Below are 25074 nucleotides of genomic sequence, written 5' to 3'. Positions count from 1 at the left end.
TCGTCAATCACGACGACAACCGATCCGCGGCCGCACCGCAGACGAAAGTGTTTAATTCGGGGAAGAAACCTTTCATGCCCGGGTCGATGAAAACTGCGAAATTGTATATTTTTGGGCCTTTGAAGGCAAACCCCACGATGGATTCGACACCCGAGCAGGCCGTCCGGGATGGCCAGCCCCCTACGCCGAGTCGTTACGCAACACGCGCGCGAGCAAGCCGAGCTCGGAAATGAGGATGCGCGCCTGCGAGGTCGCCGCCTCTGGATCGCTGGTACGCGCGAGCGACTCGAGCTTGCGTGCAGCCTCGACCGCCCGATTGGCAGAGAACAAGCCCACCGACCCCTTGACCGCGTGACCGATCTCGGCGAGCTGGGCGTAGTCCATCGCCGATGACGCGCGCTGCAATTCGACCACCGTGCGCTCGTGATCGCGGAGAAACACGTCGACCAACTGGCGGACGATATCCTCGTCACCGTCGAACATCGCACGTGCCTCGTCCAGGCAGGCGATCTGCCTGCGCCCCGCCTCGCCGAGCTCGAGCAGGCTGACGTCGGCCTCTTCATCCGCTTCGCCCCCTGCGCGCTCACCACAGGCGCGCTCGATCGCGGCCAGCAGCTCGCGAGGATGAACCGGCTTCGAGACATAGTCGTCCATACCGGCGTCCAGGCAACGCTGCCGGTCGCCCTCCATCGCATGCGCAGTCATGGCAATGATCGGCATCGGCCGCCAGTCACCCTGCACGACCCAGCTGCGACGGGCCTCGCGCGCGCGAATGGCCTGGGTTGCCTCGAGGCCGCCCATCACCGGCATCTGGACGTCCATCAGGATGAGATCGAAGCGCCCCTGATCGAAGGCTTCGAGCGCCTCCTCGCCGTTATTGGCGAGCGTGACCGAATGGCCAGCGCGTTCCAGCATGCGCTGAGCGACGGTCTGGTTTACCGGGTTGTCCTCCACCACCAGCACCTCCAGCCGCCGTCCTCCACCCACCGGCTCGGCGCCAACACCCTCACCCAGGTCGAAACGCAGGTTCGCCATCAACGCCGAGCCCTGCACGTCCACAGCCTCGCCGCCCGCGCGCGCCATCCGCAAGACGTCGAGCAGGTCTTCCTGGGAGAAGGGTTTCACGAGCCTCGAGTTCAGGCCTATCTCCGCGCAGCGGGCTGCATCATTGCGCTGCGAATGGCTCGCCATCATCATGACGATGCGATCGAGGCGCGAGTCCGCATCGGCAAAGCGCTGAGCCAGGGCAAAGCCTGCCGGATCGGGAAGGCTGGCATCCATGATAAGGAAGTCGTATGGCTCCGAGCCATCGCGGGCCGCCACCAGCGCTGCAAGGACATCCCCGCTGCCGGCAACGCGTTCGGCACGCGCACCGAACGCGCTCAGCTGGCGGCAGATCGATGCCGAGAACGCCTCGTTGCGCGCGGCCACCAGCACCCGCGTGGCCCGTAATGCAGTGGCGTCCAGCGGAGTCGGCCCCGCCACGACTTCCAGCGGCAGTGTGAAGCGAAACACGCTACCGACCCCTGGCGTGCTCTCGACCTCGATCCGGCCGTGCATCAAGTCGAGCAATTGACGGGTGATCGCCAGGCCAAGACCGGTACCGCCGTACTTTCTCGTTGTCGACGTATCGGCCTGCGAGAACACACCAAAGATCGATTCCAGTTTGTCCGCCGGAATACCACAGCCGGTGTCACGAACAGCCACGGCCAGCACTGCTGCACCTGCGGCATCGTGGGCACGACCGACGCTGACCTCAACTTCGCCTGCGTCGGTAAACTTGATCGCATTGCCGATGAGGTTGGTGAGGATCTGACGCAGACGGGTAGGATCCCCTCTGAGAACGGCCGGCACGTCGGGCGCAATCTCGTAGAACAACTCCAGCCCTTTCTGGCTCGCCCGCAGGCCAAGGCTGCGCACCGTCTCGGAGAACACCGCAGCGACCGAGTAGTCGATTGCCTCGACGTTGAGCCGACCGGCCTCGATGCGCGAAAAATCAAGGATGTCGTTGATGATCGTGAGCAGCGCCTGCGCCGACGTCCTCACCGTCTCAAGATACTCGCGCTGCTCGCCGACGATGCCCGAGTCGAGAAGAAGCTCGGTCATGCCGATAATGCCGTTCATCGGCGTGCGGATCTCGTGACTCATGTTGGCGAGGAAGTCGCCCTTGGCCCGACTGGCGGCCTCCGCCGCCTCCTTGGCCTCGAGCAACTCGAGCTCTCGCCGCTTGCGCGCGCTGACATCGCGAAGCGTACCGACCACGCGCAACCAGCGCCCGTCTGCAGCACGGTCGAAAGCCTCGCCCTCGATCTCGAGGGAACGCCACTCACCCGCGGCCGACAACGCTCTGATCTCCGCACGAAACTCTGGCGTGACACCACGCAGATGATCGACGAGGCGGCGATGCAGCAGCGAGCGGTCTTCCTCGTTGACCCGCTTCAGCCAGTCCAGCGCAACTTCGGGACCATGCCCGAGCGCGACCGACAAACCGCGGTCGAAGTCGATGCTGCCACTCTGGAGATCGAGCTCCCACACGCTCGCGCCCGTATGGCGCTCGATCAGTTCGAGCTGCGCGCGAACCCGCCGCAACTGGGCCAGCGCCTCATCGCGGTCAAGTTGCGGATCTGCGCTCATCAGCAGTCCTGCCGCTCAACGCAGACCGAGAACATCCTGCATGTCGAACAGACCGGACGAACGGCCGCCAAGGAAGCGCGCGGCGCGCATTGCACCAGTGGCGTAGGGCATGCGACTGCCCGACTTGTGGGTGATTTCGATACGTTCACCGAGGCCGGCAAACAGCACGGTATGGTCGCCGACGACATCACCGCCACGAATGGTGGAAAAGCCGATCGTCTCGGGCTTGCGCTCTCCGGTGTAGCCCTCGCGGCCGTAGATCGCACACGCATCCAGATTGCGACCCAGTTCGCGGGCAACGACCTCACCCATGCGCAGGGCGGTACCCGACGGGGCATCGACCTTGAAGCGATGATGCGCCTCGATCACTTCCACGTCGTAGCCTTCGTCGAGAATGCGCGCAGCGACCTCGAGCAGCTTGAAAACAGCGTTGACGCCGACCGCCATGTTGGGCGCGAACACGACCGGAACCTGCTGCGCAACTTCGGCAATGGCCGCCTTGCCGGCAGCGTCGAACCCGGTGGTACCGATCACGACGGCCTTGCCCAGCTCACGCGCCAGGGCGAGATGAACGAGCGTACCCTCCGGGCGCGTGAAGTCGATGACGCAATCGGCCGCAGCGATGGCTGCAGCCGCATCATCGGTGATCTGCACCCCGGTGTTGACCCCGGCCATCTCACCGGCGTCACGGCCGATGAAGGGGGTCTGCGGACGGTCGAAGGCCGAGGCGAGCACGACCCCCTCCTCCTTGAGCGCCGCCTCGATCAGCATGCGCCCCATGCGGCCGGAGGCACCGGCAATGGCAACCCTGACATCGGACATTCTGTTGCAATCCTGGAGTAGATGGTATGAGCACTAGCCGGCGCCGCGTCGTGCGCGCTCGCCGGACTGAGCGGCTTTCAGTCGCGCCGGGCAGGCCCTGGCACCTCGACGACACGGACACGCGTCGACGCCTGCGCGCCCTCGCCCGTCGCATCGGCGGCCTGCACATCACCTTCGACGCGATCGAGCACATCATTGACGAAGAACACCGAGATCACGCGCTGCTGGGGCGCAGCACGACCCGAACGGTGGTGATAGACGTAGTCCCAGCGGTCATTGCGGAACACGTCCGCGACCAGCGGCGACCCCAGGACGAAGCGCACCTGCTCGCGCGACATGCCCTTGCGCAGTTGGGCAAGCATGTCCTGATCGACGTAATTACCCTGACGGATGTCGATCCGATACGGGTCTACGACTCCGATCGCGGAGTCTAGAGAGCAGCCGCCAAGCAGGACGGCAGTGACGGTTACCGCAGCGATGTAGGAACGCATGGATGATTTCAAACCTGACGCGACCGGGTCGCGGTTCTCAGAAGGGGGTAAAAAATATAACATACGCCGTGTTGCCGAGGCGCTGGCGCATGAAGACCTTCGGGTTCTGCCCCTGCGCAAGCCTGCACCCCGGATACCGGCCCGCACACTTGCGGCATGCATGCTCCGCGACGCACACAGACTCCGGGCCAATCTCTCTTCCACTTGCACGCAATTCAGGCTCCCATGTCCGACAACTCGAAGAACCTCAAAAGCATCGGCCTCAAGGCGACCTACCCCCGCCTGAAGATCCTCGATCTCTTCCAGAGCTCGGATCAGCGCCACCTCACCGCGGAAGACGTCTACCGCTCGCTGATGAACGAAGGCATGGACATCGGGCTTGCCACGGTTTATCGCGTTCTCACCCAGTTCGAACAGGCCGGACTCCTCGAGCGCCATTACTTCGAGTCGGGCAAGGCCGTGTTCGAGCTCAACGAGGGCGGCCATCACGACCACCTGGTGTGCATGCAGTGCGGCAAGGTCGAAGAATTCTTCGACCCGGAGATCGAACGCCGGCAGAACAAGATCGCCGAAGAACGCGGCTTCTCCATCCGCGAACATGCGCTCTACCTGTACGCCGACTGCAAGCGCGAGAACTGCCCCAACCGCGAAACCTGACGCCAGGTGCCTGCAGGCACCTAGCTGCGGCTCAACATTTCTGCCGCGTGCTCTCGGGTAGTGGCCGTTATATTCACCCCGCCGAGCATGCGCGCGATCTCCTCAACCCGCTCGCTCGCCCCCAGCGCCACCACCTCGCTGACGGTAGCGCCATCATATTCGCGCTTGGCGATGCGCCACTGCCAGTCCGCACACGCCGCCACCTGCGGAAGGTGGGTCACGCACAGCACCTGGCGATCGGCGCCAAGGCGCGCCAGCAAGGTGCCCACGATTTCCGCGACGCGACCGCCGATACCGACATCCACCTCGTCGAAGATGAGTGTCGGCACTGCCGAATCACGGCTGGTCATGACCTGAATCGCCAGCCCGATACGGGACAATTCGCCGCCTGAAGCGACCTTGGCCAGGCTGCGCAGGGCCTGGCCCGGGTTGGCCGCGACACGGAACTCGACAGTTTCCACACCGTTCGCGGAAGGCTCGCAGGCCTCGAGGGCGACCTCGAACCGTCCACCGGCCATCGCCAGGGTCTGCATCGCCTCGGTAATCTCCGCCGACAAGCTCTGCGCGGCCGGTGCCCGGCAGGCGGACAACTCGGCGGCTGCGGCATCGAAGCGCCTGCGCGCCTCGGCCTCCGCAACAGCCATGCGCTGCGGATCGGCACTCGCCTCGAGCGCCTCCAGTCTTGCCTGCCATTGCTGCCTGAGCTCGCCGAGCGCCTCGGGCGCGACCCTGTGCTTGCGCGCCATATCCAGCACGGCAACGATGCGCTGCTCCACCTCGGCAAGGCGGCCGGGGTCGAGATCGAGACGGTCGCGGTAGCGGCGCAGCGCATGCAGCGCCTCGTCGGCCTGGATCGCGGCCGCAGCAAGAAGGTCGCGCACGTCGGCGAGCGCCGGATCGTAGTCGGCCAGCGCTGCAATACGAGCATCGACATGGCGCAGCACCGAACACACCGCGCCATCCCCCTCGGCGAGCGCCACCAAGGTCTCCTCCGCCCCCTCGATGAGGCCGGCTGCATGCGCAAGGCGGCCGTGCTCGGCATTGATCTCCTGCCACTCGGCGGGGTCGAAGCCCAAGTCGTCAAGCTCGCGCAACTGCCAGGCGAGCAGCTCGCGCTCGCGCGCCGAGCTCTCCGAGTCGGCTTCGGCCTCGCGCCGCAGCCGCACGAGGCGCTGCCATTCGCGATGACACCTGGCGACCTCGGACGCCAGAGGCAACGCGCCCGCATGGGCATCGAGCAACGCGCGCTGAGCATCGGCGCGCAGCAACGCATGATGCGCATGCTGGCCGTGGATGTCGGCAAGCCACTCTCCCGCGCAGCGCAACTGCGCGAGCGTGACGCTGCTGCCATTGATCCAGGCCCGGCTGCGCCCGCCTGCATCAAGCGTGCGACGAAGGATCAACGCCCCATCGTCAGTGGGCAAGGCCTGCTCGCGCAGCCAGTCAAGCAGTTCGCCGGCGGCAGGCAGGTCGAACTCCGCGCTCACCTCCGCACGCTCGCAGCCCTGCCGCACCATCGCCGCTTCGCCACGGCCGCCGAGGGCGAGCCCCAGCGCGTCGAGCAAGATCGACTTACCGGCGCCGGTCTCCCCGGTCAGGGCGCCGAAACCGGCCTCGAACTCCAGCTCGAGGCGATCGACGATTACGAAGTCGCGGATGGTCAGATTACGCAGCATGGGAATCGATCAGTCGGAGGCAAGGCGCGGTGGAAACAACCCACGACAGCGTGCTCGACCCGGCGCAGCCCGGGCGCTCACGGGCCGCAAGGTCACGACCACCGCGGGGAATCAGTTGTGTCTGGGCGAAGCACTCCAGTGCAGCTTCTCGCGCAACATCGCAAAATAGCTGTACCCCTCCGGATGCAGCAGACGCAGCGCGCGCGACGACCGCGTCAGGCGCACCCGATCCCCTGAGCGCAGATCGAAACGCGTCTGGCCGTCGAAATGCACGCGCGCATCCTGGTGCGGCAAGAGGTCGATGTCGATCCGGCAGGTATCGGGAATGGTGATCGGACGCGCCGTGAGCGCATGCGGACACAGGGGCACGAGGGCGATCCCGCCCACGCTCGGGTGCAGGATCGGACCATTGGCGGAGAGGACATAGGCGGTCGACCCTGTCGGCGTCGACACGATCATGCCGTCCGAGCGCTGGGTGTAGACGAACTCACCGTCGATGGAGAGATCGAATTCGATCATGCGCCCCAGGTCGCCCTTGTTCACCACGACATCGTTGAGCGCCAGGGTGTGGAACACGCGTTCGCCCGCGCGCAGCACCTCGGCGTCGAGCATGAAGCGGGTTTCCTCGCTGAAGCGGCCATCGAGCATCTCGCCGAGGCGCTCGCAAGCGTCGGTGCGCGAGATGTCGGTCAGGAAGCCGAGGCGCCCGAGATTGACCCCCACCAGCGGAACGCCGTGCTCGATCAGCCGGCGCGCACTGTGCAGCATGCTGCCATCGCCGCCGATGACCACGGCCAGATCGGCCTCGGCACCGATATGCTCATAGCTGGCGACCGGAAAGTCGGGCGTGCCGCCGATGAAACTTGCCGTGCCTTGCTCGATCAGTACCTTGAGCCCGCGCTCACGTAGAAAACGCGCAATCGAAGTCACCGACTCGGCAACGTCGGCGCTCTGGTATTTGCCAATCAGGGCGATGGTCTGGAAGCTGAAGCTCATGAGCGCGGATTAAACCACATTCATGCAAGCCGCCGACAACACCCGACGTCGAAGATACCCCTCTCAGTGCGCCTGCACGCGGCATTCCGGTGCATTTCGAAGTATAGTTCTCGACTGAAATGAACGCCCTCGACGCCCGCTCCCAGATCCTGCTCAAGACCCTGATCGAACGCTATATTGCGGACGGTCTGCCGGTCGGTTCGCGCGCACTGTCCCGCTTCTCCGGTCTGGACCTGTCGGCGGCCACGGTGCGCAACGTGATGAGCGATCTCGAGGAGATGGGCCTCATCGCCAGTCCGCACACTTCTGCCGGGCGCATCCCCACCGCACGCGGTTACCGCTTCTTCGTCGACTCGCTGCTCACGGTGCAGCCGCTCGAGAACGCCCGCGTGCGCGCCCTTGAGGGCCAGTTCCTGCCCGACCAGCCCCAGCGCCTGATCAACTCCGCCTCGCACCTGTTGTCCGAACTCACCCAGTTCGCGGGCATCGTCGTGGCGCCGCGCAAGGAAGCCATCCGCATCCGCCAGTTCGAGTTCGTCAGCCTGGCCGAGACGCGCATCCTGCTCATCATCGTCACCACCGCCGGCGACGTGCAGAACCGGATTCTGGTCACCCGTCGCGGCTACAGCGGCGCCGAACTCAGCGCGGCCGCAAGCTACCTCAACGAACACTTCGCCGGCCTTGGCTTCGACGAGATCCGCCGCCGCCTTGGCGAGGAACTGCGCCAGTTGCGCAGCGACATGACCGAACTGATGACGGCGACCGTGGATGCCGGCACCGAGGCTGCAGAAGAGAACGCTTCGAGCTACGTGATTTCGGGTGAGACCAATCTGCTCGACTTCGAGGACCTGTCGTCAAACATGTCCCGCTTGCGCGAACTGTTCAAGCTGTTCGAGCAGCGCACCGGCCTGATCCAACTGCTGGACCTTTCCAACCGTGCCGACGGCGTCCAGATCTTCATTGGCGACGAATCCGGCCTGGCCCCGCTCGACGGCTGCAGCGTGATCACCGCACCCTACGAGGTCGACGGCCGCATCGTGGGCTCGCTCGGGGTCATCGGCCCCACCCGCATGGCCTACGACCGCGTGATTCCGATCGTCGACATCACGGCACGACTGCTCTCGAACGCCCTGTCTTCGAACCATTGATGGGCCGTAGCCGGCCTTCGGCCCGGCTCGCTCGCCCGCCCGCCGACAAGGACCCCGATGTCTCGTTACTGGACCGAACCGCCGTTCAAGCACGGCTCCGAAACCCGCACCGGCGTGCTGCTGGTAAACCTCGGCACACCCGACGCACCCACCGCTGCCGCACTACGCCCCTACCTCAAGCAGTTCCTGTCCGACCCGCGCGTGGTCGAGATCCCGCGCCTGATCTGGTGGCCGATCCTCAACGGCATCATCCTCAACACCCGTCCCAAGGCCTCGGCGCGCAAGTACGCGAGCGTGTGGATGGACGAAGGCTCACCGCTGAAAGTCCACACCGAACGCCAGGCCAAGCTGCTGGCAGGCTACCTGCTCAAGGCCGGCCATGGCGAACTCGACATCGCCTACGCCATGCGCTACGGCAAGCCCTCCATCGCCGACACGCTCAACGGCATGCGCAGCCGCGGCTGTACGCGCATCCTGGTGGTGCCGATGTACCCGCAGTACTCGGCCAGCACGACGGCGACCGTCATCGACGAGGTCGGGCGCTGCCTCGCGCACTGGCGCAACCAGCCAGAGATCCGCTTCGTGCGCAGCTTCCAGGACGATCCCGGCTACATTGCCGCCCTGGTCGCGAGCGTACGCGAGCACTGGGCTGTCCATGGCGAACCGGATCGACTCCTGCTGAGTTTCCATGGCGTACCACGGCGCTCCCTCGACCTCGGCGATCCCTACCACTGCGAATGCCACAAGACCGGCCGCCTCGTGGCCGAAGGCCTGGGCGTCGCACCCGAGCGCGTACTGGTCACCTTCCAGTCCCGTTTCGGCAAGGCCGAGTGGCTCAAGCCCTACACCCAGCCGACACTGGAGGCGCTTGCTGCCCAAGGCGTCGGACGCGTCGATGTGATGTGCCCCGGCTTTGTCGCAGACTGTCTGGAAACGCTCGAGGAAATCGCCATGGAGTGCAAGGAGGCCTTCCTCGAGAAAGGCGGCAAGGTGTTCCACTACATCCCCTGCCTCAACGAGCGTCATGAATGGATGCAGGCCCTCTCCGAACTCACCTGTCGCCATCTCGGCCACTGGCTCGAGATCCAGGCGCCTGACGCGGCCGCGCGCGAAGCCAGCGCCACCAGGGCACGCGCGCTCGGCGCGGCCCGCTAGGCAGGGCCGCTGCCCGGCCTGGCATGGCCTGGCAGGCCTTCAGTTATCGAGCAGCTGCAGATCGAAACCCGTTGCGGTGTGTTCCGCGCGCAGCGCGGCGGGCGCAGTCGCGGAAAGCTCACGCGAAACCTGCGCCAGGCGCCGCACCACCACGGTCGAGATCTCGCGGCGGAAGCGTTCGAGCACCTCCTCGCTGGCGAGCGCGAGTGCAGCCGGGTTGACCTCCAGATAGCTCAGCTCGCCGACCGACACAACGGTCATCATGTGCCTGCGCTCGAGCTGGTCGAGCCAGGCCTGCACCCCGAACACCTCGCCCGGCCCGAGTTGCATGACGCGGCGCCCCTCGATCGACAGCTCGACCTTGCCCTCGAGGACGATCCCGAAGCGCTGGTCGTTGTCGCCCTCGCGCATCAAGGCGACCTGCGGCCCGACCTTGCGCCACGCGCAGATGCGCATCACCTCCCACAGGTCGATGTCCTCGAACTCGGTGAAGAACGCGAGCCTGCGCAAGCGCGCAAAGCGGGCCTGGTCAAGCGGAGCCTGGTCCTCATCGAGGATCTGGTAGCGCACCGCAGCAAGATCCTTGGCGAACTCGGCGCCATTGCGATAGCGCGAGTACAGATCCTTCTCCAGCGCCTTGCGGATCACCGCGTCCATCTGCTCGGGCACATCCGGATTGAGTTGCGACACCGAGGGCGGATCGGCATTGATGATCTTGTACACCAGCTGGGCAGGGTTGCTGGCGCGGAAAGGCAATCGGCCCGTGAGCAGATGGAAAAGCAGGACGCCCAGCGAATAGAGGTCGGTCTTCTGGTTGAGCGGGTAGCCCTTGATCTGCTCCGGGCTCATGTAGGCCGGCGAGCCCACACCCATGATGAAGGTCGAGTCGGTATCGAGCTTCTTGTTGATGTTGAGCGCAAGCCCGAAGTCGGTGATCTTCACGTTGTCCTCGTCGTCGACGAGGATGTTGGCCGGCTTTATGTCGCGATGCACGATGCCCTGCCGGTAGGCATGATCGAGCGCCATGCAGCACTTGAAGACGATGCCGATCGTGCGGTGTATCGGCAGCAGCTTGTCGAAGCTGCAGTAGCGCTCCAGCGAGCCACCCGGAAAGTACTCCATCACCACATAGGCCTGTGTCGGCTCGATCGAAGCATCGTGGATGCGGATGATGTTGGGGTGGTTCAGACGGCTCGACACCACCTGCTCGGCCCTGAGCAGCTTGACCAGGCGGCGGTTCCATTTCGCCTCGTCCTTGACCTTGTCATCGAAACGCACATGCTTGACGGCGACAGGCTCGGGCCGGTCGTCAGACTCGGCGAGGTAGACGATCGCGGTAGCACCACGCCCGACCTCCTTGATGATCCTGTATTTGCCGATCCGGCTTGGAGTCGCGTTCATACATTCGCGGTGGCCGCAGAGCCGCCATCAGTCCAATAGGAATGGCCGAATTGTTGCATGAAGCGATGCGCTGCGGGCGAACCGCCGGCGCATTTCTCACATCCCCCTGGCCACAGGGCCAGCGGTCGTGTTGTTGGCCACGAACGCCCATGCTAATAATGGTCGATGCATTCGCCGCCCAACCCTTGCGACAACCTGCCCGGCACGCCACCTGATCGACCGGGACATTGCGGAGCTCCATCTTGAACGAGATTGCCGACCTGCTCATCCACGCACGCTGGGTCATTCCCGTCCAACCGGCGGGCGTCGTCCTCGATGACCACACTGTCGTCGTCTCGAAAGGCCGGATCACCGACATCCTTCCCAGCGCGGACGCACGCGGAAGGCTCGCCGCCCGCAAGGTGTTCGACCTGCCGGACCATGTACTCATGCCCGGCCTGGTCAATCTGCATACCCATGCAGCGATGAACCTGATGCGCGGGCTGGCCGATGACCTGCCGCTCATGCGCTGGCTCCAGGAGGCGATCTGGCCGACCGAGTCGCGCCACGTTTCGGCCGCCTTCGTGCATGACGGCAGCCTGCTCGCCGCCGCCGAGATGCTGCGCGGCGGCATCACCACGTGCAACGACATGTACTTCCACCCCGAAGCCGCCGCCGAGGCCTTTGCCACCGCGGGCATCCGAGCGGTGGTCGGCATCGTCATGCTCGAGTTCCCCACCCCTTACGCAAGCGACGCCGACGACTACCTGCGCAAGGGCCTTGCCGCACGCGACCGCTGGCAGCGCGAGCCGCTGATCGACTTCGCCATCGCCCCTCACGCGCCCTACACGGTCAGCGACAGGAGCTTCGCACGCGCGCTCGCCCTTGCCGAGGAGCTCGAACTACCAATCCACATCCATGTACACGAGACCGCGGGCGAGATCGCCGACTCGATCACGACGCACGGCCTGCGCCCGCTCGCCCGCCTGGCCCGGCTGGGGCTGCTCGGCGAGAACCTCATCGGTGTGCATGCGGTGCATCTTGACGACGCCGACATCGAACTGCTCGCGCGCCACAACTGCAGTGTCGCCCACTGCCCGACCTCGAACATGAAGCTGGCCAGCGGCATTGCCCCCATTCCACGCCTGCTCGAAGCGGGCATCCGTGTCGGCCTGGGCACGGATGGCGCAGCGAGCAACAACCGACTCGACCTTTTCCAGGAGATGCGCCATGCCGCCCTGCTTGCCAAGGTAGGCAGCCTGGACGCGAGCGCAGTCCCCGCCCACGCCGCACTGCATATGGCCACACTGGGCGGAGCCGATGCGCTCGGCATGGCGGATCGTATCGGCTCGATCGAGCCGGGCAAGGCAGCCGACCTGTGTGCGGTGGACCTTGGCGCCCTGCACTGCCGGCCGTGCTTCGACCCGATCTCGCATCTGGTCTATGTCGCCGGTCGGGAGAACGTCTCCCACGTCTGGGTAAACGGAGAAACCCGCGTGGACAAAGGCGTTCAGCTGTTGCATATTAGAGACAGCGAATTGCTGCGTATCGCGTCGGTGTGGCAAACTAGGTTCGGTAATTGAACTGGATACACTGGTGCAAACCAACGCGAAAGCGGCTTAACGCACGTTTTCAATCCGTCCTGTGGAAACTCCGGCGACTCGCCCATCAAAGAGGAAACCATGATCAAACAAACCAAGAAGCAAGTGCTCATGCTGGCCGCCATCGCCTCCCTCGGCGTGTCCGCTCCCAGCGCCTTCGCGCAGGCTGCCGACGTCGTCGTGGCTGGCAAGGGCGAAATCCCTTACGTGATCGACGCGCGCAACGTCGTCGCCCGCAGCGGTGCCGGCCTGTGCTGGCGTACCGGCTACTGGAGCCCGGCTGCCGCCTCGACCGCCCTTGCTGGCGAGTTCCCGGTCGGCTGCGCCTGCGACTCCGACATCGTCCCCGCCGACAAGTGCGCCGCTCCGGTCGCTGCTGCCGCCCCGGCTCCGGCTCCGAAGCCCACCGCTGACAAGATCAAGCTGTCGGCTGACGCTCTGTTCGACTTCGACAAGGCCGTGCTCAAGCCCGAAGGCCAGGCCCGCCTGAACGACCTCGCCGCCCAGGCCAAGTCGCTCAAGCTGGAAGTGATCCTTGCAGTCGGCCACACCGACCGCATCGGCTCGGCCGCCTACAACCAGCGTCTGTCGGAGCGCCGTGCCGCTGCCGTCAAGACCTACCTGGTCGCTCAGGGTGTCGACGCCAACCGCATCTACACCGAAGGCAAGGGCAAGACCCAGCCCGTCACCGGCAACCAGTGCGACAACGTTCGTGGCCGCGCTGCGCTGATCTCCTGCCTGCAGCCGGATCGTCGCGTGGAAGTGGAAGTCATCGGCTCCAAGTAATCACGAGCCCGATGTCCGAAAAGCCCTGCCTCGGCGGGGCTTTTTCATTTGGACGGCACGCCGGAACGCCCATCGAGCGCCACGGTCCATCCTGCACCCTCATCAAGCTGGCCTTAAATCATGAGCACCCTTAACGCCGACCCCGCCGAACTGCAGAAATTCAGCGAACTTGCCCACCGCTGGTGGGACCCGGCCTCCGAGTTCCGCCCCTTGCACGAGATAAACCCGTTGCGCCTGGGCTGGATAGACGGCAAGGCCGCGCTCGCGGGCAAAAAGGTGCTCGATGTCGGCTGCGGTGGCGGCATCCTCGCCGAAAGCATGAGCGCAGTCGGTGCGGACGTAACCGGCATCGACCTGTCCGAAAAGGCACTCAGCGTGGCACGGCTGCACCTGTTCGAGAGTGGCCACAAGGTCGATTACCGACTGGTCAGCGCGGAAGCCTTTGCCGACGAAAACCCTGCCGCCTTCGACGTCGTGACCTGCATGGAGATGCTCGAGCACGTCCCTGACCCGGCCAGCACCATCGCCGCCTGCGCGCGCCTGGTCAAGCCCGGCGGCCACGTCTTCTTCTCCACGCTCAACCGCAACCTCAAGTCTTATGTGTTTGCGATCATCGGCGCGGAGTACGTGCTCAAGCTGCTACCTGCCGGGACGCACGAGTACGCCAAATTCATCAAGCCGTCCGAACTCACCCGCTACTGCCGCCAGGCTCGCCTGGACACGCAGGAACTGATCGGCATGAGCTACAACCCGCTCACCAAGGTGTACTCACTCGGTCGCGACACCGACGTCAATTACCTGCTCCACACCCGCCGGCCGGGCTGAACGAAGGCACGGCGAGCCCACGCCATGAAAACGGGCCACGACATGCGCGCGTGCGCGTGTCGTGGCCCGGTCTACTGCACAGCAAGGTCGGCGAACGGCTCAGGCGTCCTCGAGGATGAGCACCAGCAGTTCCTTGGGGCCATGGGCACCGTAGGCGAGCGTTTGCTGGATATCGGCCGTCTTCGAGGGCCCCGACACCAGCAAGGCGTTGGTCGGCATCCCCGACGCCCAGTGCTGTGCATGCATCAGCTCATACAGGTTGTCGCGCACCTCGCTGGCCTTGAGCAAGGCAATGTGCAGGGGCGGGACCAGACTCATCAGCCGCGGTTCCTGCGGCGTCGGCCACAGCACCAGGCTGCCTGTGGCGGCGATACCGCCCAGTGTGCCGGTGAGCGAGGCGGGCGTGCGGAAGAAGAGTTCCTCCTTCCACGCCTCGACGGGCTGGTCGTAGGCCTTCAGGCGCAGACCCGCAGCACTGGCGGCGACATGCGCTGCCAGCTGCTGGCCATGCGCAGTGTCCGGGGAAACCAGCAACTCGCCGATGTTGCGCGCAGCCAGTGCTTCCAGTGCGCGTTGCGGCCAGTCGGCCTGGGTCGTCAGCTGTGTCTCGCCATGCACAGCCTCCAGCATGCTGCGCAGGCGAGCGATACGATCGTCGGCCGCATAGCGCCAGGGCTCGGTCAGCAGGCCAGCATCGTAGTCGTCCGCGACCGGGGTGGTGCCAACGAGGCTGCCGCGCAGCTTGGCAAGAATCCTGTCCTTGGCGCTCATTCAATCTTCTCCCAGATGCTCGCGGGCGAGCTCGTGCAGGCTGCGCGCGGCAGGCTTGGGCGCGCTGCGGTGTTCGGTCCACGGGCCGATGTTCGACGGCATCAGCGCGCTCAAGCGTGTGCCCGCGAAGCTGAAGGCGCGATAGAGCGCGGGCGAGGTGTTGAGCTTGCGCCAGGCCTTCCAGAGCATCGCCTCCTTCTTCGAGTACTTGCTGCCCTGCCCTCGCATGTGATGCGGTACCGCCTCAGGCGCACGCACCGCCTCCTCGCGCAATCGGCGCAGCAGCGCGGGAATCGGAATCTTCACCGGGCAGACCTCGCCGCAGGCGCCGCACATCGACGACGCCGTGGGCAGGTCGCGCGTGGTGTCGAGGCCCAGCATGTGCGGGGTGACGATCTTGCCGATGGGGCCCGGGTATACCGTCCCGTAGGCGTGACCGCCGATGCGGGTGTAGACCGGGCAGTGGTTCATGCACGCGCCGCAGCGGATGCAGTTGAGCGTCTGACGCAGCTCACCGTCGGCGAAGGCCTGGCTACGGCCGTTGTCGAGCAGCACCAGGTGCACTTCCTGCGGGCCGTCCAGTTCGTCGGCCTTGCGCGGGCCTGAGATCATGTTGACGTAGGTCGTGATCGCCTGGCCGGTCGCGGAGCGTGTCAGCAGCGACAGCAGCGGGATGACATCGCGCAGGTTCTCCACCACCTTCTCGATGCCGGTGACCGCGATGTGCACCGGCGGTACGGTGGTCGACATGCGGCCATTGCCCTCGTTCTCGACCAGCAGCAGAGTGCCGGTCTCGGCGATGGCGAAGTTCACCCCCGAAACACCGATGTCTGCTTCGAAGAAGTTGCGCCGCAGCGTCTCGCGACCGATCTGGATCAGGCGGTCGACGTCCTCGGTGTAATCCACTTCGAGCTTGTCGTGGAACAGCGAAGCCACCTGGCCAACGTTGAGGTGGATCGCCGGCATGATGATGTGCGAGGGCTTCTCCTCGCGCAGCTGCACGATGAACTCGCCCATGTCGGACTCGAGGCAATCCACCCCGCGCTCGCCGAGGTAATGGTTCATCTCCATTTCCTCGCTGACCATGGACTTGCCCTTGATCACCTTCTTCGCCGCGTGCTGCTCGACGATGCGGTGGACGATGGCGTTGGCCTCCTCTACCGTCTCGGCCCAGTGCACGTTCACGCCGTTGCGGCTCAGGTTTGCATCCAGCCGCTCGAGCAACTCGGGCAACTTGGACAGCGCCCGCGCGCGCACGCGGTTGCCGAATGCGCGCAAACGCTCGAGCTCGTCGCCATCAGGGAACTGGACGCGGCGCTTGTCCATCAGGAAGTCCATCGCGCCACGGAAGTTGCGTCTTAGCTGCGGGTCGGCAAGCGCCTCGCGCGCGTTGCGCTTGAAGGCGATCGGCACGGCAGGCACGTCGGTCATCGCGTTCATCGTCAATCTCCCTTGTGCCCGCCGGTGCGACGCAGCAGGAAGCTGGCCAGGTGCTCACCGCGGAGGCGCTCACCCTGCTTCTCGAAGCAACCATTGATGTTGAGCAGGCAGCCACAGTCCGCGCTCACCACCTCGGCCGCACCGGAGCCCTTGAGCGCCGCGGTCTTGTCCTTGACCATCGCTCCGGAAATATCCGGCATGCGCACGCTGAAGGCGCCGCCGAAGCCGCAGCACTCGCTCTCGTGGTCATGATCGACGCGCTCGACGGCGGCGAGCTGCCCCAGCAACGCACGGCCATGTACATGGGTATTCATCTCGCGCCGCGCACTGCACGATGTATGGAGCGCGACCTTCACCGGTGCGCCGCTGTCGTGCAGTTGCACGCGACACACGTTCAACAGGAACTCGGCCAGTTCGAAGGTACGCGCCGCCAGCGACTCGACCTGCTTCAAGGTCTGTGGCTCGTCCTTGAACAATTCGAAGTAGTGGTGGCGGAACATCCCCGCACAGGAGCCCGACGGCACGACCACCGGCCAGTCGCCGGCAAACAGGGCCAGTTGAGCACGCGCCACCACGCGCGCCTCGTCGGTATAGCCGGAGGTATAGGCCGGCTGCCCGCAACAGCTTTGCGCCTGAGGAAAGTGCACCCTGATGCCCTCGCGCTCGAGCAGGCGGATCGCATCCATGCCGGCATCAGGGAAGAACAGGTCCAGCACGCAGGTGCCGAACAGGAACACGTCCGCGGGCTTGTCGGGGTACTGGCGCGGCGGCTCGATCGCCGGGGCCGTGCGTGTGGCGTTCGGCGCCACGGAAGAAGCGTGACTCATGCGAATCGTCTCCTTGGGGATTACGTCTTCATTCTGCAGCAGCGCGGGTCGCCCCGCGACTGCTGCTATTACCTACTTGCCGCCCTATCGCGCGACCAGCGGATCGGTGACACCGAGCACATAGATGGCAATCATCGCCACCACGCCCGTCATCAGCACGTAGTACACCGTCGGCCAGAACGTCTTGCGCAGGATCGCACCCTCGCGGCCGAGCAGACCCACCGTTGCCGAGGCCGCCACCACATTGTGGATCGCCACCATGTTGCCTGCAGCAGCGCCAATCGCCTGGACGGCCACGATCACCGCGCCGGAGATGCCGAGCGTGCTGGCGACACCGAACTGGAACTGGCTGAGCATCATGTTGCTCACGGTATTCGAGCCCGCGATGAAGGCGCCCAGCGCCCCCACGGCCGGCGCCAGCAGCGGATACACCCCGCCCACGCTGTCGGCCACCCACTGCGCCATCGCGATCGGCATGCTTGGCAGCTCGGCGGCATTGACGCCCGAATTGATCAGGATGCGCACCATCGGCACCGTAAACAGCAGCACGAAGCCGGCACCGAGCAGCACCCGCGACGACTCACCCACCGCCTTGGCCAGCGAGCGCGCATGCATGCCGTGCAGCGCGACCGTGGCCAGCACCACCGCAACCAGGATGCCACCCGGCAGATACAAGGGCTGGAAGTTGGCGCTGATGCCCTTCTCGCCAAGCAGGTTGGGGAAGCTCAGCACCACAGCCTTGAGCGCATTACCAAACTCGGGCATGACGCGGCTGGCGACGAGCAGCGCACCCACCAGCACATAGGGCAGCCAGGCACGCACGATGCCGATCTGCTGATGGCGCGGCAGCTGGTCCAGCTTCATCTCGACACTGCCCATCCACTCGCTCGGCCAGTCCTTGGGCTCGGCAAAATCCCAGGCCTTCTTCGGCACCAGGAAGCCAAACCGCGCCGCCGAGGTGACGATCGCCAGGCCCACCAGGCCACCCAGCAGCGAGGGGAACTCGGGGCCGAGGAACACACCGGTGATGGCGTAGGGAATGGTGAATGCAAAGCCGGCGAAGAGCGCGAACGGCAACACTTCCAGCCCTGCCTTCCAGCTCTTCTCCTTACCGAAGAAGCGCGTCAGCATCATCGCCATGATCAGCGGCATCACCGTACCGACGATGGCGTGGATGATCGCCACGTTGCTGGTCACCAGCTGCAGGAACACCTCCCAGCTCGAACCGCGCTCGACCAGCTGCGCACCGATCGTTGCCGTGTCCAGGCCGCTATTGACGCCGATGATGATCGGCGTGCCGACCGCGCCGAAGGACACCGGCGTGCTCTGCACAAGCATGCCGAGCAGCACCGCCGCCAGGGCTGGGAAGCCGAGCGCAACGAGCAGCGGCGCGGCGATGGCGGCCGGCGTGCCGAAGCCCGACGCCCCCTCGATGAAGCAGCCGAACAGCCAGGCGATGATGATGGCCTGAATGCGGCGGTCGGGGCTGATCGTGGCAAAGCCGGAACGGATCGTCGAGATCGCCCCCGAGTACTTCAGCGTATTGAGCAACAGGATGGCGCCGAAGATGATCCACAGCACACCGATGGTGATGATCAGCCCCTGCAGCGTCGACGCCAGGATGCGGTTGAAACTCATCTCCCACACGAACAGACCGATACCTGCCGTCAGCACATACACGACCGGCATGGCGCGCCGCGCTGGCCAGCGCAAACCGACAAGGAGGATGGCAGCCAGCAGGATCGGGGAAAACGCGAGCAGCGCGAGCGTTCCGGATTGCATCTCAGCACCCCGCCCGCAACGGCAGGCTGTTTGCGCCCGCCACATTCACAAGGACCAGACCGGACATAGAAGTCTCCAGCAAGGATTCAAAGAGGACTCATGATCGCTAAATTGGTCAGACCACTATACCAATTGCTGAGCTAGACTAAGGGTGCCCTGGAGTGCTGTCAATCAAAAACATCAATTTTTCGGATACATGCATAAGGGGGTGCCAGCTCGACCTGCCTGCGGCAGCCGCAGCTGTTCATCCACCGCTTGCCGGCAGCAGCCACAGCAGCTAGATTCCAGCCGCCGACCAAACACTCAGTGCGTGCCGGCCCTCGGAGAAGGATCCATGAAAGCCACCCCCCTGCAGCAACGCCGCCTCGCCGACGACATCATCGACCGCATCGAGACCCTGATCCTCGAGGGCAGCCTGCGCCCCGGCGAGCGCCTGCCGGCCGAACGTACGCTGGCCGAGCAGTTCGGCGTGTCGCGGCCGTCGGTACGCGAGGCACTGCAGAAGTTGATCGCGCGCGGCCTGCTCACCAGCCGCCATGGCGGGGGCACCTTCGTCAGCGAGACGCTGGGCTCCTCATTCCGTGACCCGATGAACGATCTGCTGGAGCGCAACCCGGAGGCGCAGCGCGACCTGATCGAATTCCGTCACACGCTGGAGGGTTCCTGCGCCTACTATGCGGCGCTGCGCGCCACCGAGCCCGACCGCGAGCGGCTGAGCGCGGCATTCGAGCGCGTACAGGACTGCTACCTGCGCAAGGGCCGGGTCAGTCGCGCCGAGGAAGGCGCGGCTGACGCCCACTTTCACCTTGCCATCGCCGAAGCCAGCCACAACGCAGTGCTGCTGCACACCATCCGCAGCCTGTTCGACCTGCTCGAGCGCAACGTGGTGACCAATATCGGCGGCATGATCCCCCTGGGCAGCGACATCCGCGACGCCCTGCTCGACCAGCACCGCACCCTGTACCGGGCAATCATGGACCGCCGTGCCGAGGATGCACGCCAGATCGCCTGCGCCCATCTCGACTATGTTCAGGAAGTGCTGGCCGAGACACGCGACGAAGCTCAGCGCGTCGCCCGCGCCCAGCGTCGGCAGGCAACAGCCTGACCCTCAGCCGGCGCGATCGCCGCCGGTCGAGCCGGCAACGCCCCCTACGACGGCCCTGACGGGCCGAGGGCCCTGCTCCGGCTCAGTGATCAGCATTCCATCACCAGCGCCTACTGGCGCCCCGCCTGCGCGCGCAGTGCGACCAGCGCACGCTGGCCGGCACGACCGTCTGCCGTCAGTCCCAGTCGCAGTTGCTCCAGCTTCAGGGCCTCGCGGGTGCGTGCGCCGATCATGCCATCGGCGGCACCGATGTCATGCCCACGCTCGATCAGCAGTTGCTGCAGTTCGCGACGCTCGGCACGCGACAGTCCAGGATCATCGGTCGGCCACGCCGTCACGAAACTGCCCGCGCCGCGCAGCCGGTCGGAGAGATGGGCGATCGCCAGTCCATAGCTCTCGGCGGCGTTGTAGGAATACAGCGCATCGAAATTACGCGTCACCAGGAAGGCCGGGCCAGGCTGCCCCGCAGGCAGCAGCAGGCCGACCGGGGTTGCGCCGGCTGGCAACGGCGAACCATCGACCCGCCTTACGCCGCGAGCCGCCCACTCGCTCATCGGCTGCTTGTTGCGCCGGCCCGCGCCCGCGGTGTCGAAGCCGCGCGGCAGGCTCACCTCGAAGCCCCAGGGCTGGTCGCTGCGCCAGCCCGCGCGCTTGAGGAAGTTGGCCGTCGAGGCGAGCGCATCGGGCACGCTATCGACCAGGTCGCGGCGTCCGTCGCCATCGAAATCCACCGCCAGACGCATGAAGGTGCTGGGCATGAACTGGGTGTGGCCAAACGCACCGGCCCACGAGCCGGTGAGACGCTCGGGTGCAACGTGGCCATCCTGGATGATCTTGAGCGTGGTGAAGAACTCGCCGCGGAAGAAGGCCTGCCGGCGGCCGAAGCAGGACAGCGTCGACAGCGAGGTCAGCAGCGGCCGGCTGCCGAAGTTGCGTCCGTAGTTGCTCTCCACCCCCCACACCGCAACGACGGTAGCGGCATCAACCGCATACTCGGCCTCGACGCGTGCGAGCACCGCACGCCATTCGGCGAGCATGGCGCGGCCGTCGGCCACGCGCTCCTCATCCACCAGGCCAGCCATGTAGTCCCAGATCGGGGTGATGAACTCGGGTTGAGCGTCGAGGAAGCCGAGCACCGCCATGTCCGGTGCCAGCCCCGCAGCGTGCGCATCGAAGGTTGTGCGACTCACCCCTTTTGCGGCCGCCTCGGCACGCAAGCCCGAGAGGCAGGCGGCAAAGGCAGCCTCGTCAGCAAGCGCTGGGGTAGCGGTGGAGAGCACGCTGAGGCTCAGGGCGGTGGAAAGAATGGAGCGGCGCATGGACATTCCGTTGCTGTCGAAAGGGGCGCATGGTGCGCAGAAGGGTCAAGAGCGGTGCGGCATGCGGGACATGACCGGCCGAGGGACGGGCAAGCGCACATGGCAGTCTATATCAGCGCCCGACCGCCACCGCCCGGCCAGGTGCATCCCACACGCCGCGCGCCACGACACGGCTGCCTTCGAAGACAAGCCAGCTCTGGCCGCCGTAATGCGGCAACGGACGCAACAAGGCCTCGAGTGCGGCGGAATCCTGCGCCGACACCACCGCCAGCGGCGGGCCGTCGCCTCGCGCCAGCGTCCATACCTGGGCGGTTCCCCTGCCCCGCAAGGCCTCCGGCCGGGCAGGCAGGCCGTGATCGGCGAGCACGGCATCGATGGCGTCATGACTGCCGACGAGCAACACCGGCTCGCGACCACGCGTCAACGCTTCTACCCCGGACGCCTTGGGCGAGCGCTCGAAGATGCGCTGCGCCAGCGCGCTGGCCGCCTGCACCATATCGGCTTGCGCATCGGCAATCACAAGGTGTGGCGAGCGCGCCAGCACCCATTGGCGCAGGATCGGTGGCAATTGCTCGGCCTCGGGCAGGCGCCAGACCCGCAGCTCGGGGTCGAGATGCAGTTGCACCGGCTCGAAGTCGAAGTCAAGTTCGACATCGGCCGACGCAGCTTCCAGCCTCACCCAGCGCATCTCGCGCGCGGACTCGCCGTGGACCACGAGCGGCAAGTCAAGCGTATGCAGGGGCTCGTCCTGCGCCAGGCTGATCCGCACCCGAGCCCCGGACGTATCCTGAGAACGGCCGCCAGCCAAGTCATCATCCACCCTCGCCTGCCCACCCCCGGCATCGACGATGCTCGCCGCGACGACGCGCACCTGCGGCCCGCCGGGCAAGGCGACCCACTGGCGGAAGAAGCCCTCCAGGTTCTCCCCCGACACCTGCTCGAACGCCGCCTGCAGCTCAGCCCAGCCGGCGATGCGGAAACGCTGCTGCGCCCAGAACAGTCGAATGCCACGTTCGAATACCTCCTCGCCCAGTCGGTCACGCAGCATCACGAACACCATCGCCGCCTTGCCATAGCCCACCGCCGCCGCAGCAGCATGGGTGCGCGACCGGAAGGCCGCCAGTGGCTGGTGCCCACCTGCCGGCACCGCGGCGAAGTCGCGCAGCCAGCCCAGGCGCATCTCGCGCGCCGCCTCAGCGGACTCGGCCTCCTTGTAGGCGTAGTCGGCCATGAAGGTCGTCAGCCCCTCGGACCAGTTACCGCGCATGTAATCCACCAGCACGCCGTTGCCCCACCAGTTGTGCAGCACCTCATGGCCGAGCGAGGTGGCACGGATGAACGGCAGGCGCAGCACCTGCTCGCCGATGTAGGTCAGCGTCGGCATGCCGAAACCGGTCGGCAGCGGGCTGGCAACCACCGAGAACTCGGTGAAGGGATAGGCGCCGATACGTTCGCTGTAGTGCTCGATGTAGCGCAGGCTGTCGGCGAGGTAGCCTTCCGCCAACCCCGTCTCGGTGTCGAGCGCATGCGGGAAATAGGTGCGCAGGCGCAGGGGCCGGCCATCGGCCTGTACATGCTTGTGCTCGCGTACTGCCCAAGGCCCGGCCATCAGGTCGATACCGTCGCTGCGCTGGTCGAACTCGAAAACGGCGCGGTAGTGCGGGTCGGCAGCCGAGGGCAGCGCCTCCTCCACCAGACGCCCGGCGACAAGTGCACGCTGCTCTCCAGGCACGGACAACTCGACCCGGTAGGAGAACAGCGCGGCCGGGCGCGGATACCAGGCGCTGCCGGCGGGCAGGAAACTGCCCTCGGGCGCCGCCATTGGAGGCATGCCCTGCAGCACGCCGCGATGGTCGCGGCCCCTTTCGAGCACAGCGAGCGTGCCCGAGTACTCGATGCTCAGGGGCGCACCGTCGGGCACCTGTACCCGCCACCCTCGCAGGCTGCCGCGCTGCCCGGCGGGCTGCAGCTTCAACGGTCTGCCTGCCGCACTTGCAGCCCGCGGCGTCAGGCTCTCATGAAGCACAAAGCGAAAGTCGCGCTCGGCAGGCTGCACCTCCGCACGCACGACGAGTACGCGCGCCGCCGGATCGAGGCGGACATCCAGCCTGAGTTCGAAGGCATCGGCCTCGCTGTCGCGCAGACCGTCACGCAGCGCGGCGGTGCCAGTGGCCGCCGATGCCGCAAGAGGCGCGACCAGCAACCAGCCCAGCACAAGCAGCCACAGGGTGCGCGCGACCTGCACCGCCACGCCCTCAGCGCGCCTGCGCCGGGAAGCGGACCACCAACTCCAGCACCTCATCGCCGCGTCTGAGCTTGAGCGGCAGCCAGGTGCCCGGCGGTTGCTGGCGCACGGCAGCGATCAGGTGGATGTTGCGCCTGACCGGCGCACCGGCGGCTTCGGTGATGACATCACCGTTCAGCAGCCCGCTGCGTTCAGCCAGGCTGCCGGCGCTGACCTCGGCGATACGCACCCCGTCGGCCTGCTCATCCAGCGACACACCAAGCCGCGGCGGGGGCGGTGGCGCCTGGACAGCGTCGGGTACCGCGAACACGGCGTCAGCCAGGCGCGGCGCCAGGAGCCGGCAATCGGTGCTTGCCGGCATCGGTAGCAATTGCCCTATCGAGCCCACGCCCAGATCATCGAGCTGGTGCGCGACGCCATGCCCGAAGCGAACATGACCGCTGCCCATGATTCCCACCGCCAGCGGGCTGTCGCCATCCGGCTTGGTTTGGGCCTTGCGCGCCGCCGCCAAGGCCTCCGCCATTGCGCGATCCCAGGTGAGCTGGGAGTCGACAAAGTTGCGGAAAGCGGCATCGCGCCGGCTGCTCGTGCGCGGACCGTGGCCGCGCATGCCGGCATGCTGGCGATGGATCTCGTACAGGAAGTCCTCGTAGTCGCGTGAGGCGGGCGCAGGCGTGCCCACGCCCTCGCGCTCGGCCTCGGGTACTGCGTTCCAGCCCTTCTGCGCCACGTTGCGTGTCAACACGGCCTCGACATTGAGCGCCACCATCGGGATTCGATGCAGGCGCGCGAAATGGAACAGCGGCAGGTAGAGCTCGGCCGGCATGCTCCACACCTTGCCCCAGTCGGACGCCGTCAGGAACTCGGCTTCGCTCAGTTCGCCCGCTACCCAGCGGTCAAGCACCGACTGCACCCGGCGCGGGAACATCTCGAAGCCGATCACCATGTGCGGCCGCTGCGCATGCAGCGCTGCAAGCGTGTGCAACTGCCAGCGGTGATGATCCATGTCGTCGTGCTGCTCCCCCAGCAGCACGACATCGCGCCGCGCCATGGCAGCGAGCAGCGCGCTCGACTCGGCCCGCTCGGGCTGCGCGGTATCGAGCCTGGTCCAGGCGCCGGGTGCAAGGCATGAACCACCCGGCTGAGCAAGGGCTGCGGAGGAGGCCAGTGCCAGAAGGCCAGCGGTAAGAATGAGGGCGCTGGCGCGGATCGTCGGGGACATGATGAGCAGCTCACAAAAGAGACTAGCGGTAGAGCACACGGCGCTGGCCGAGTTCCGGCAAGGGCCGACGGGGAAGCCTCGTCGCTTGAGCTTGAATGAACGCATCGCCTTCAACGGCTCGCGGCTGGCGCCGCTCCTACGGCGGGGCGCGGTGCGGGAGCGGCGCCAGCCGCGAGCTCTTCGGTAACCGGC

20 protein-coding genes are annotated in these 25074 nt (G+C 66.0%); 7 read left to right on the top strand and 13 right to left on the bottom strand.

Features of this window, described 5'->3' with window-relative positions:
- Window positions 1–180: 180 nt before the first annotated feature.
- From P7F68_RS04725 to P7F68_RS04715, 3 genes are all read right to left on the bottom strand, one after another.
- Window positions 181–2634 (bottom strand): response regulator, encoded by a 2454-nt coding sequence (locus P7F68_RS04725; protein WP_277831096.1) that lies wholly within the window; start codon window positions 2632–2634, stop codon window positions 181–183.
- Between the two features lie 15 nt (window positions 2635–2649).
- Entirely contained in the window at window positions 2650–3456 is an 807-nt protein-coding gene (gene dapB / locus P7F68_RS04720; RefSeq protein ID WP_002943806.1) for a 4-hydroxy-tetrahydrodipicolinate reductase, read from the bottom strand.
- A gap of 77 nt (window positions 3457–3533) precedes the next feature.
- Complete coding sequence (locus P7F68_RS04715) at window positions 3534–3947, bottom strand: outer membrane protein assembly factor BamE (RefSeq protein ID WP_002943810.1); 414 nt, start codon at window positions 3945–3947, stop codon at window positions 3534–3536.
- 225 nt (window positions 3948–4172) lie between these two features.
- Between P7F68_RS04715 and fur the strand changes: the two genes are divergently transcribed.
- The gene (fur, locus tag P7F68_RS04710) at window positions 4173–4604 is read left to right on the top strand and encodes a ferric iron uptake transcriptional regulator (protein ID WP_002943812.1); all 432 of its coding nucleotides are present in this window, start codon (window positions 4173–4175) and stop codon (window positions 4602–4604) included.
- Between the two features lie 20 nt (window positions 4605–4624).
- On the opposite strand, the gene recN is transcribed toward fur, so the two are convergent.
- The gene (gene recN, locus P7F68_RS04705; protein ID WP_277831090.1) at window positions 4625–6280 is read right to left on the bottom strand and encodes a DNA repair protein RecN; all 1656 of its coding nucleotides are present in this window, start codon (window positions 6278–6280) and stop codon (window positions 4625–4627) included.
- Window positions 6281–6391: 111 nt separating this feature from the next.
- Window positions 6392–7276, bottom strand: coding sequence for an NAD kinase (locus P7F68_RS04700; protein ID WP_002928116.1), 885 nt, complete (start codon window positions 7274–7276; stop codon window positions 6392–6394).
- Between the two features lie 119 nt (window positions 7277–7395).
- Between P7F68_RS04700 and hrcA the strand changes: the two genes are divergently transcribed.
- Both hrcA and hemH read left to right on the top strand, forming a co-directional pair.
- A complete protein-coding gene (gene hrcA / locus P7F68_RS04695; RefSeq protein ID WP_277831087.1) occupies window positions 7396–8424 on the top strand; it encodes a heat-inducible transcriptional repressor HrcA in 1029 nt (342 codons plus the stop codon).
- Window positions 8425–8481: 57 nt separating this feature from the next.
- On the top strand, window positions 8482–9579 hold the full coding sequence (gene hemH, locus P7F68_RS04690; RefSeq protein WP_002928106.1) for a ferrochelatase: 1098 nt from the start codon (window positions 8482–8484) through the stop codon (window positions 9577–9579).
- A gap of 39 nt (window positions 9580–9618) precedes the next feature.
- On the opposite strand, the gene P7F68_RS04685 is transcribed toward hemH, so the two are convergent.
- A complete protein-coding gene (locus P7F68_RS04685) occupies window positions 9619–10980 on the bottom strand; it encodes a serine/threonine protein kinase (protein ID WP_002943818.1) in 1362 nt (453 codons plus the stop codon).
- 242 nt (window positions 10981–11222) lie between these two features.
- Between P7F68_RS04685 and P7F68_RS04680 the strand changes: the two genes are divergently transcribed.
- The 3 genes from P7F68_RS04680 to ubiG all read left to right on the top strand — a co-directional run bounded on the left by P7F68_RS04680 (window position 11223) and on the right by ubiG (window position 14171).
- Entirely contained in the window at window positions 11223–12542 is a 1320-nt protein-coding gene (locus P7F68_RS04680) for a TRZ/ATZ family hydrolase (RefSeq protein ID WP_277831082.1), read from the top strand.
- Between the two features lie 99 nt (window positions 12543–12641).
- A complete protein-coding gene (locus P7F68_RS04675) occupies window positions 12642–13346 on the top strand; it encodes an OmpA family protein (RefSeq protein WP_002928097.1) in 705 nt (234 codons plus the stop codon).
- A gap of 120 nt (window positions 13347–13466) precedes the next feature.
- On the top strand, window positions 13467–14171 hold the full coding sequence (ubiG, locus tag P7F68_RS04670) for a bifunctional 2-polyprenyl-6-hydroxyphenol methylase/3-demethylubiquinol 3-O-methyltransferase UbiG (RefSeq protein WP_002943823.1): 705 nt from the start codon (window positions 13467–13469) through the stop codon (window positions 14169–14171).
- Window positions 14172–14270: 99 nt separating this feature from the next.
- Here ubiG and P7F68_RS04665 read toward each other — a convergent pair whose 3' ends face one another.
- The 4 genes from P7F68_RS04665 to P7F68_RS04650 form a co-directional block, all read right to left on the bottom strand.
- A complete protein-coding gene (locus tag P7F68_RS04665) occupies window positions 14271–14942 on the bottom strand; it encodes a LutC/YkgG family protein (protein WP_002943828.1) in 672 nt (223 codons plus the stop codon).
- Window positions 14943–16382: a LutB/LldF family L-lactate oxidation iron-sulfur protein gene (locus P7F68_RS04660; RefSeq protein WP_277831077.1), complete on the bottom strand. Its 1440-nt coding sequence runs from the start codon at window positions 16380–16382 to the stop codon at window positions 14943–14945.
- A gap of 2 nt (window positions 16383–16384) precedes the next feature.
- On the bottom strand, window positions 16385–17209 hold the full coding sequence (locus P7F68_RS04655) for a (Fe-S)-binding protein (protein WP_002943834.1): 825 nt from the start codon (window positions 17207–17209) through the stop codon (window positions 16385–16387).
- Window positions 17210–17293: 84 nt separating this feature from the next.
- Window positions 17294–18991, bottom strand: a complete 1698-nt coding sequence (locus tag P7F68_RS04650; protein WP_277831073.1) for an L-lactate permease — start codon at window positions 18989–18991, stop codon at window positions 17294–17296.
- A 334-nt stretch (window positions 18992–19325) separates the two neighbouring features.
- Here P7F68_RS04650 and P7F68_RS04645 point away from each other — a divergent pair, with 334 nt between their 5' ends.
- Window positions 19326–20096 (top strand): GntR family transcriptional regulator, encoded by a 771-nt coding sequence (locus P7F68_RS04645; RefSeq protein ID WP_002943841.1) that lies wholly within the window; start codon window positions 19326–19328, stop codon window positions 20094–20096.
- Window positions 20097–20206: 110 nt separating this feature from the next.
- Here the strand turns inward: P7F68_RS04645 and P7F68_RS04640 are convergent, their stop codons facing one another.
- The 3 genes from P7F68_RS04640 to P7F68_RS04630 form a co-directional block, all read right to left on the bottom strand.
- The gene (locus P7F68_RS04640) at window positions 20207–21421 is read right to left on the bottom strand and encodes a lytic murein transglycosylase (protein ID WP_277831070.1); all 1215 of its coding nucleotides are present in this window, start codon (window positions 21419–21421) and stop codon (window positions 20207–20209) included.
- Window positions 21422–21527: 106 nt separating this feature from the next.
- Complete coding sequence (locus P7F68_RS04635; protein WP_277831068.1) at window positions 21528–23666, bottom strand: M1 family metallopeptidase; 2139 nt, start codon at window positions 23664–23666, stop codon at window positions 21528–21530.
- Between the two features lie 4 nt (window positions 23667–23670).
- Complete coding sequence (locus tag P7F68_RS04630) at window positions 23671–24882, bottom strand: ChaN family lipoprotein (RefSeq protein ID WP_277831067.1); 1212 nt, start codon at window positions 24880–24882, stop codon at window positions 23671–23673.
- Window positions 24883–25074 lie beyond the last annotated feature (192 nt).

The organism is Thauera mechernichensis, from assembly GCF_029588855.1.
Taxonomy (GTDB): Bacteria; Pseudomonadota; Gammaproteobacteria; order Burkholderiales; family Rhodocyclaceae; genus Thauera; species Thauera mechernichensis.
Note: the sequence above shows the minus strand (reverse complement) of the source record. Positions and strands in the feature narration are given on the sequence as shown.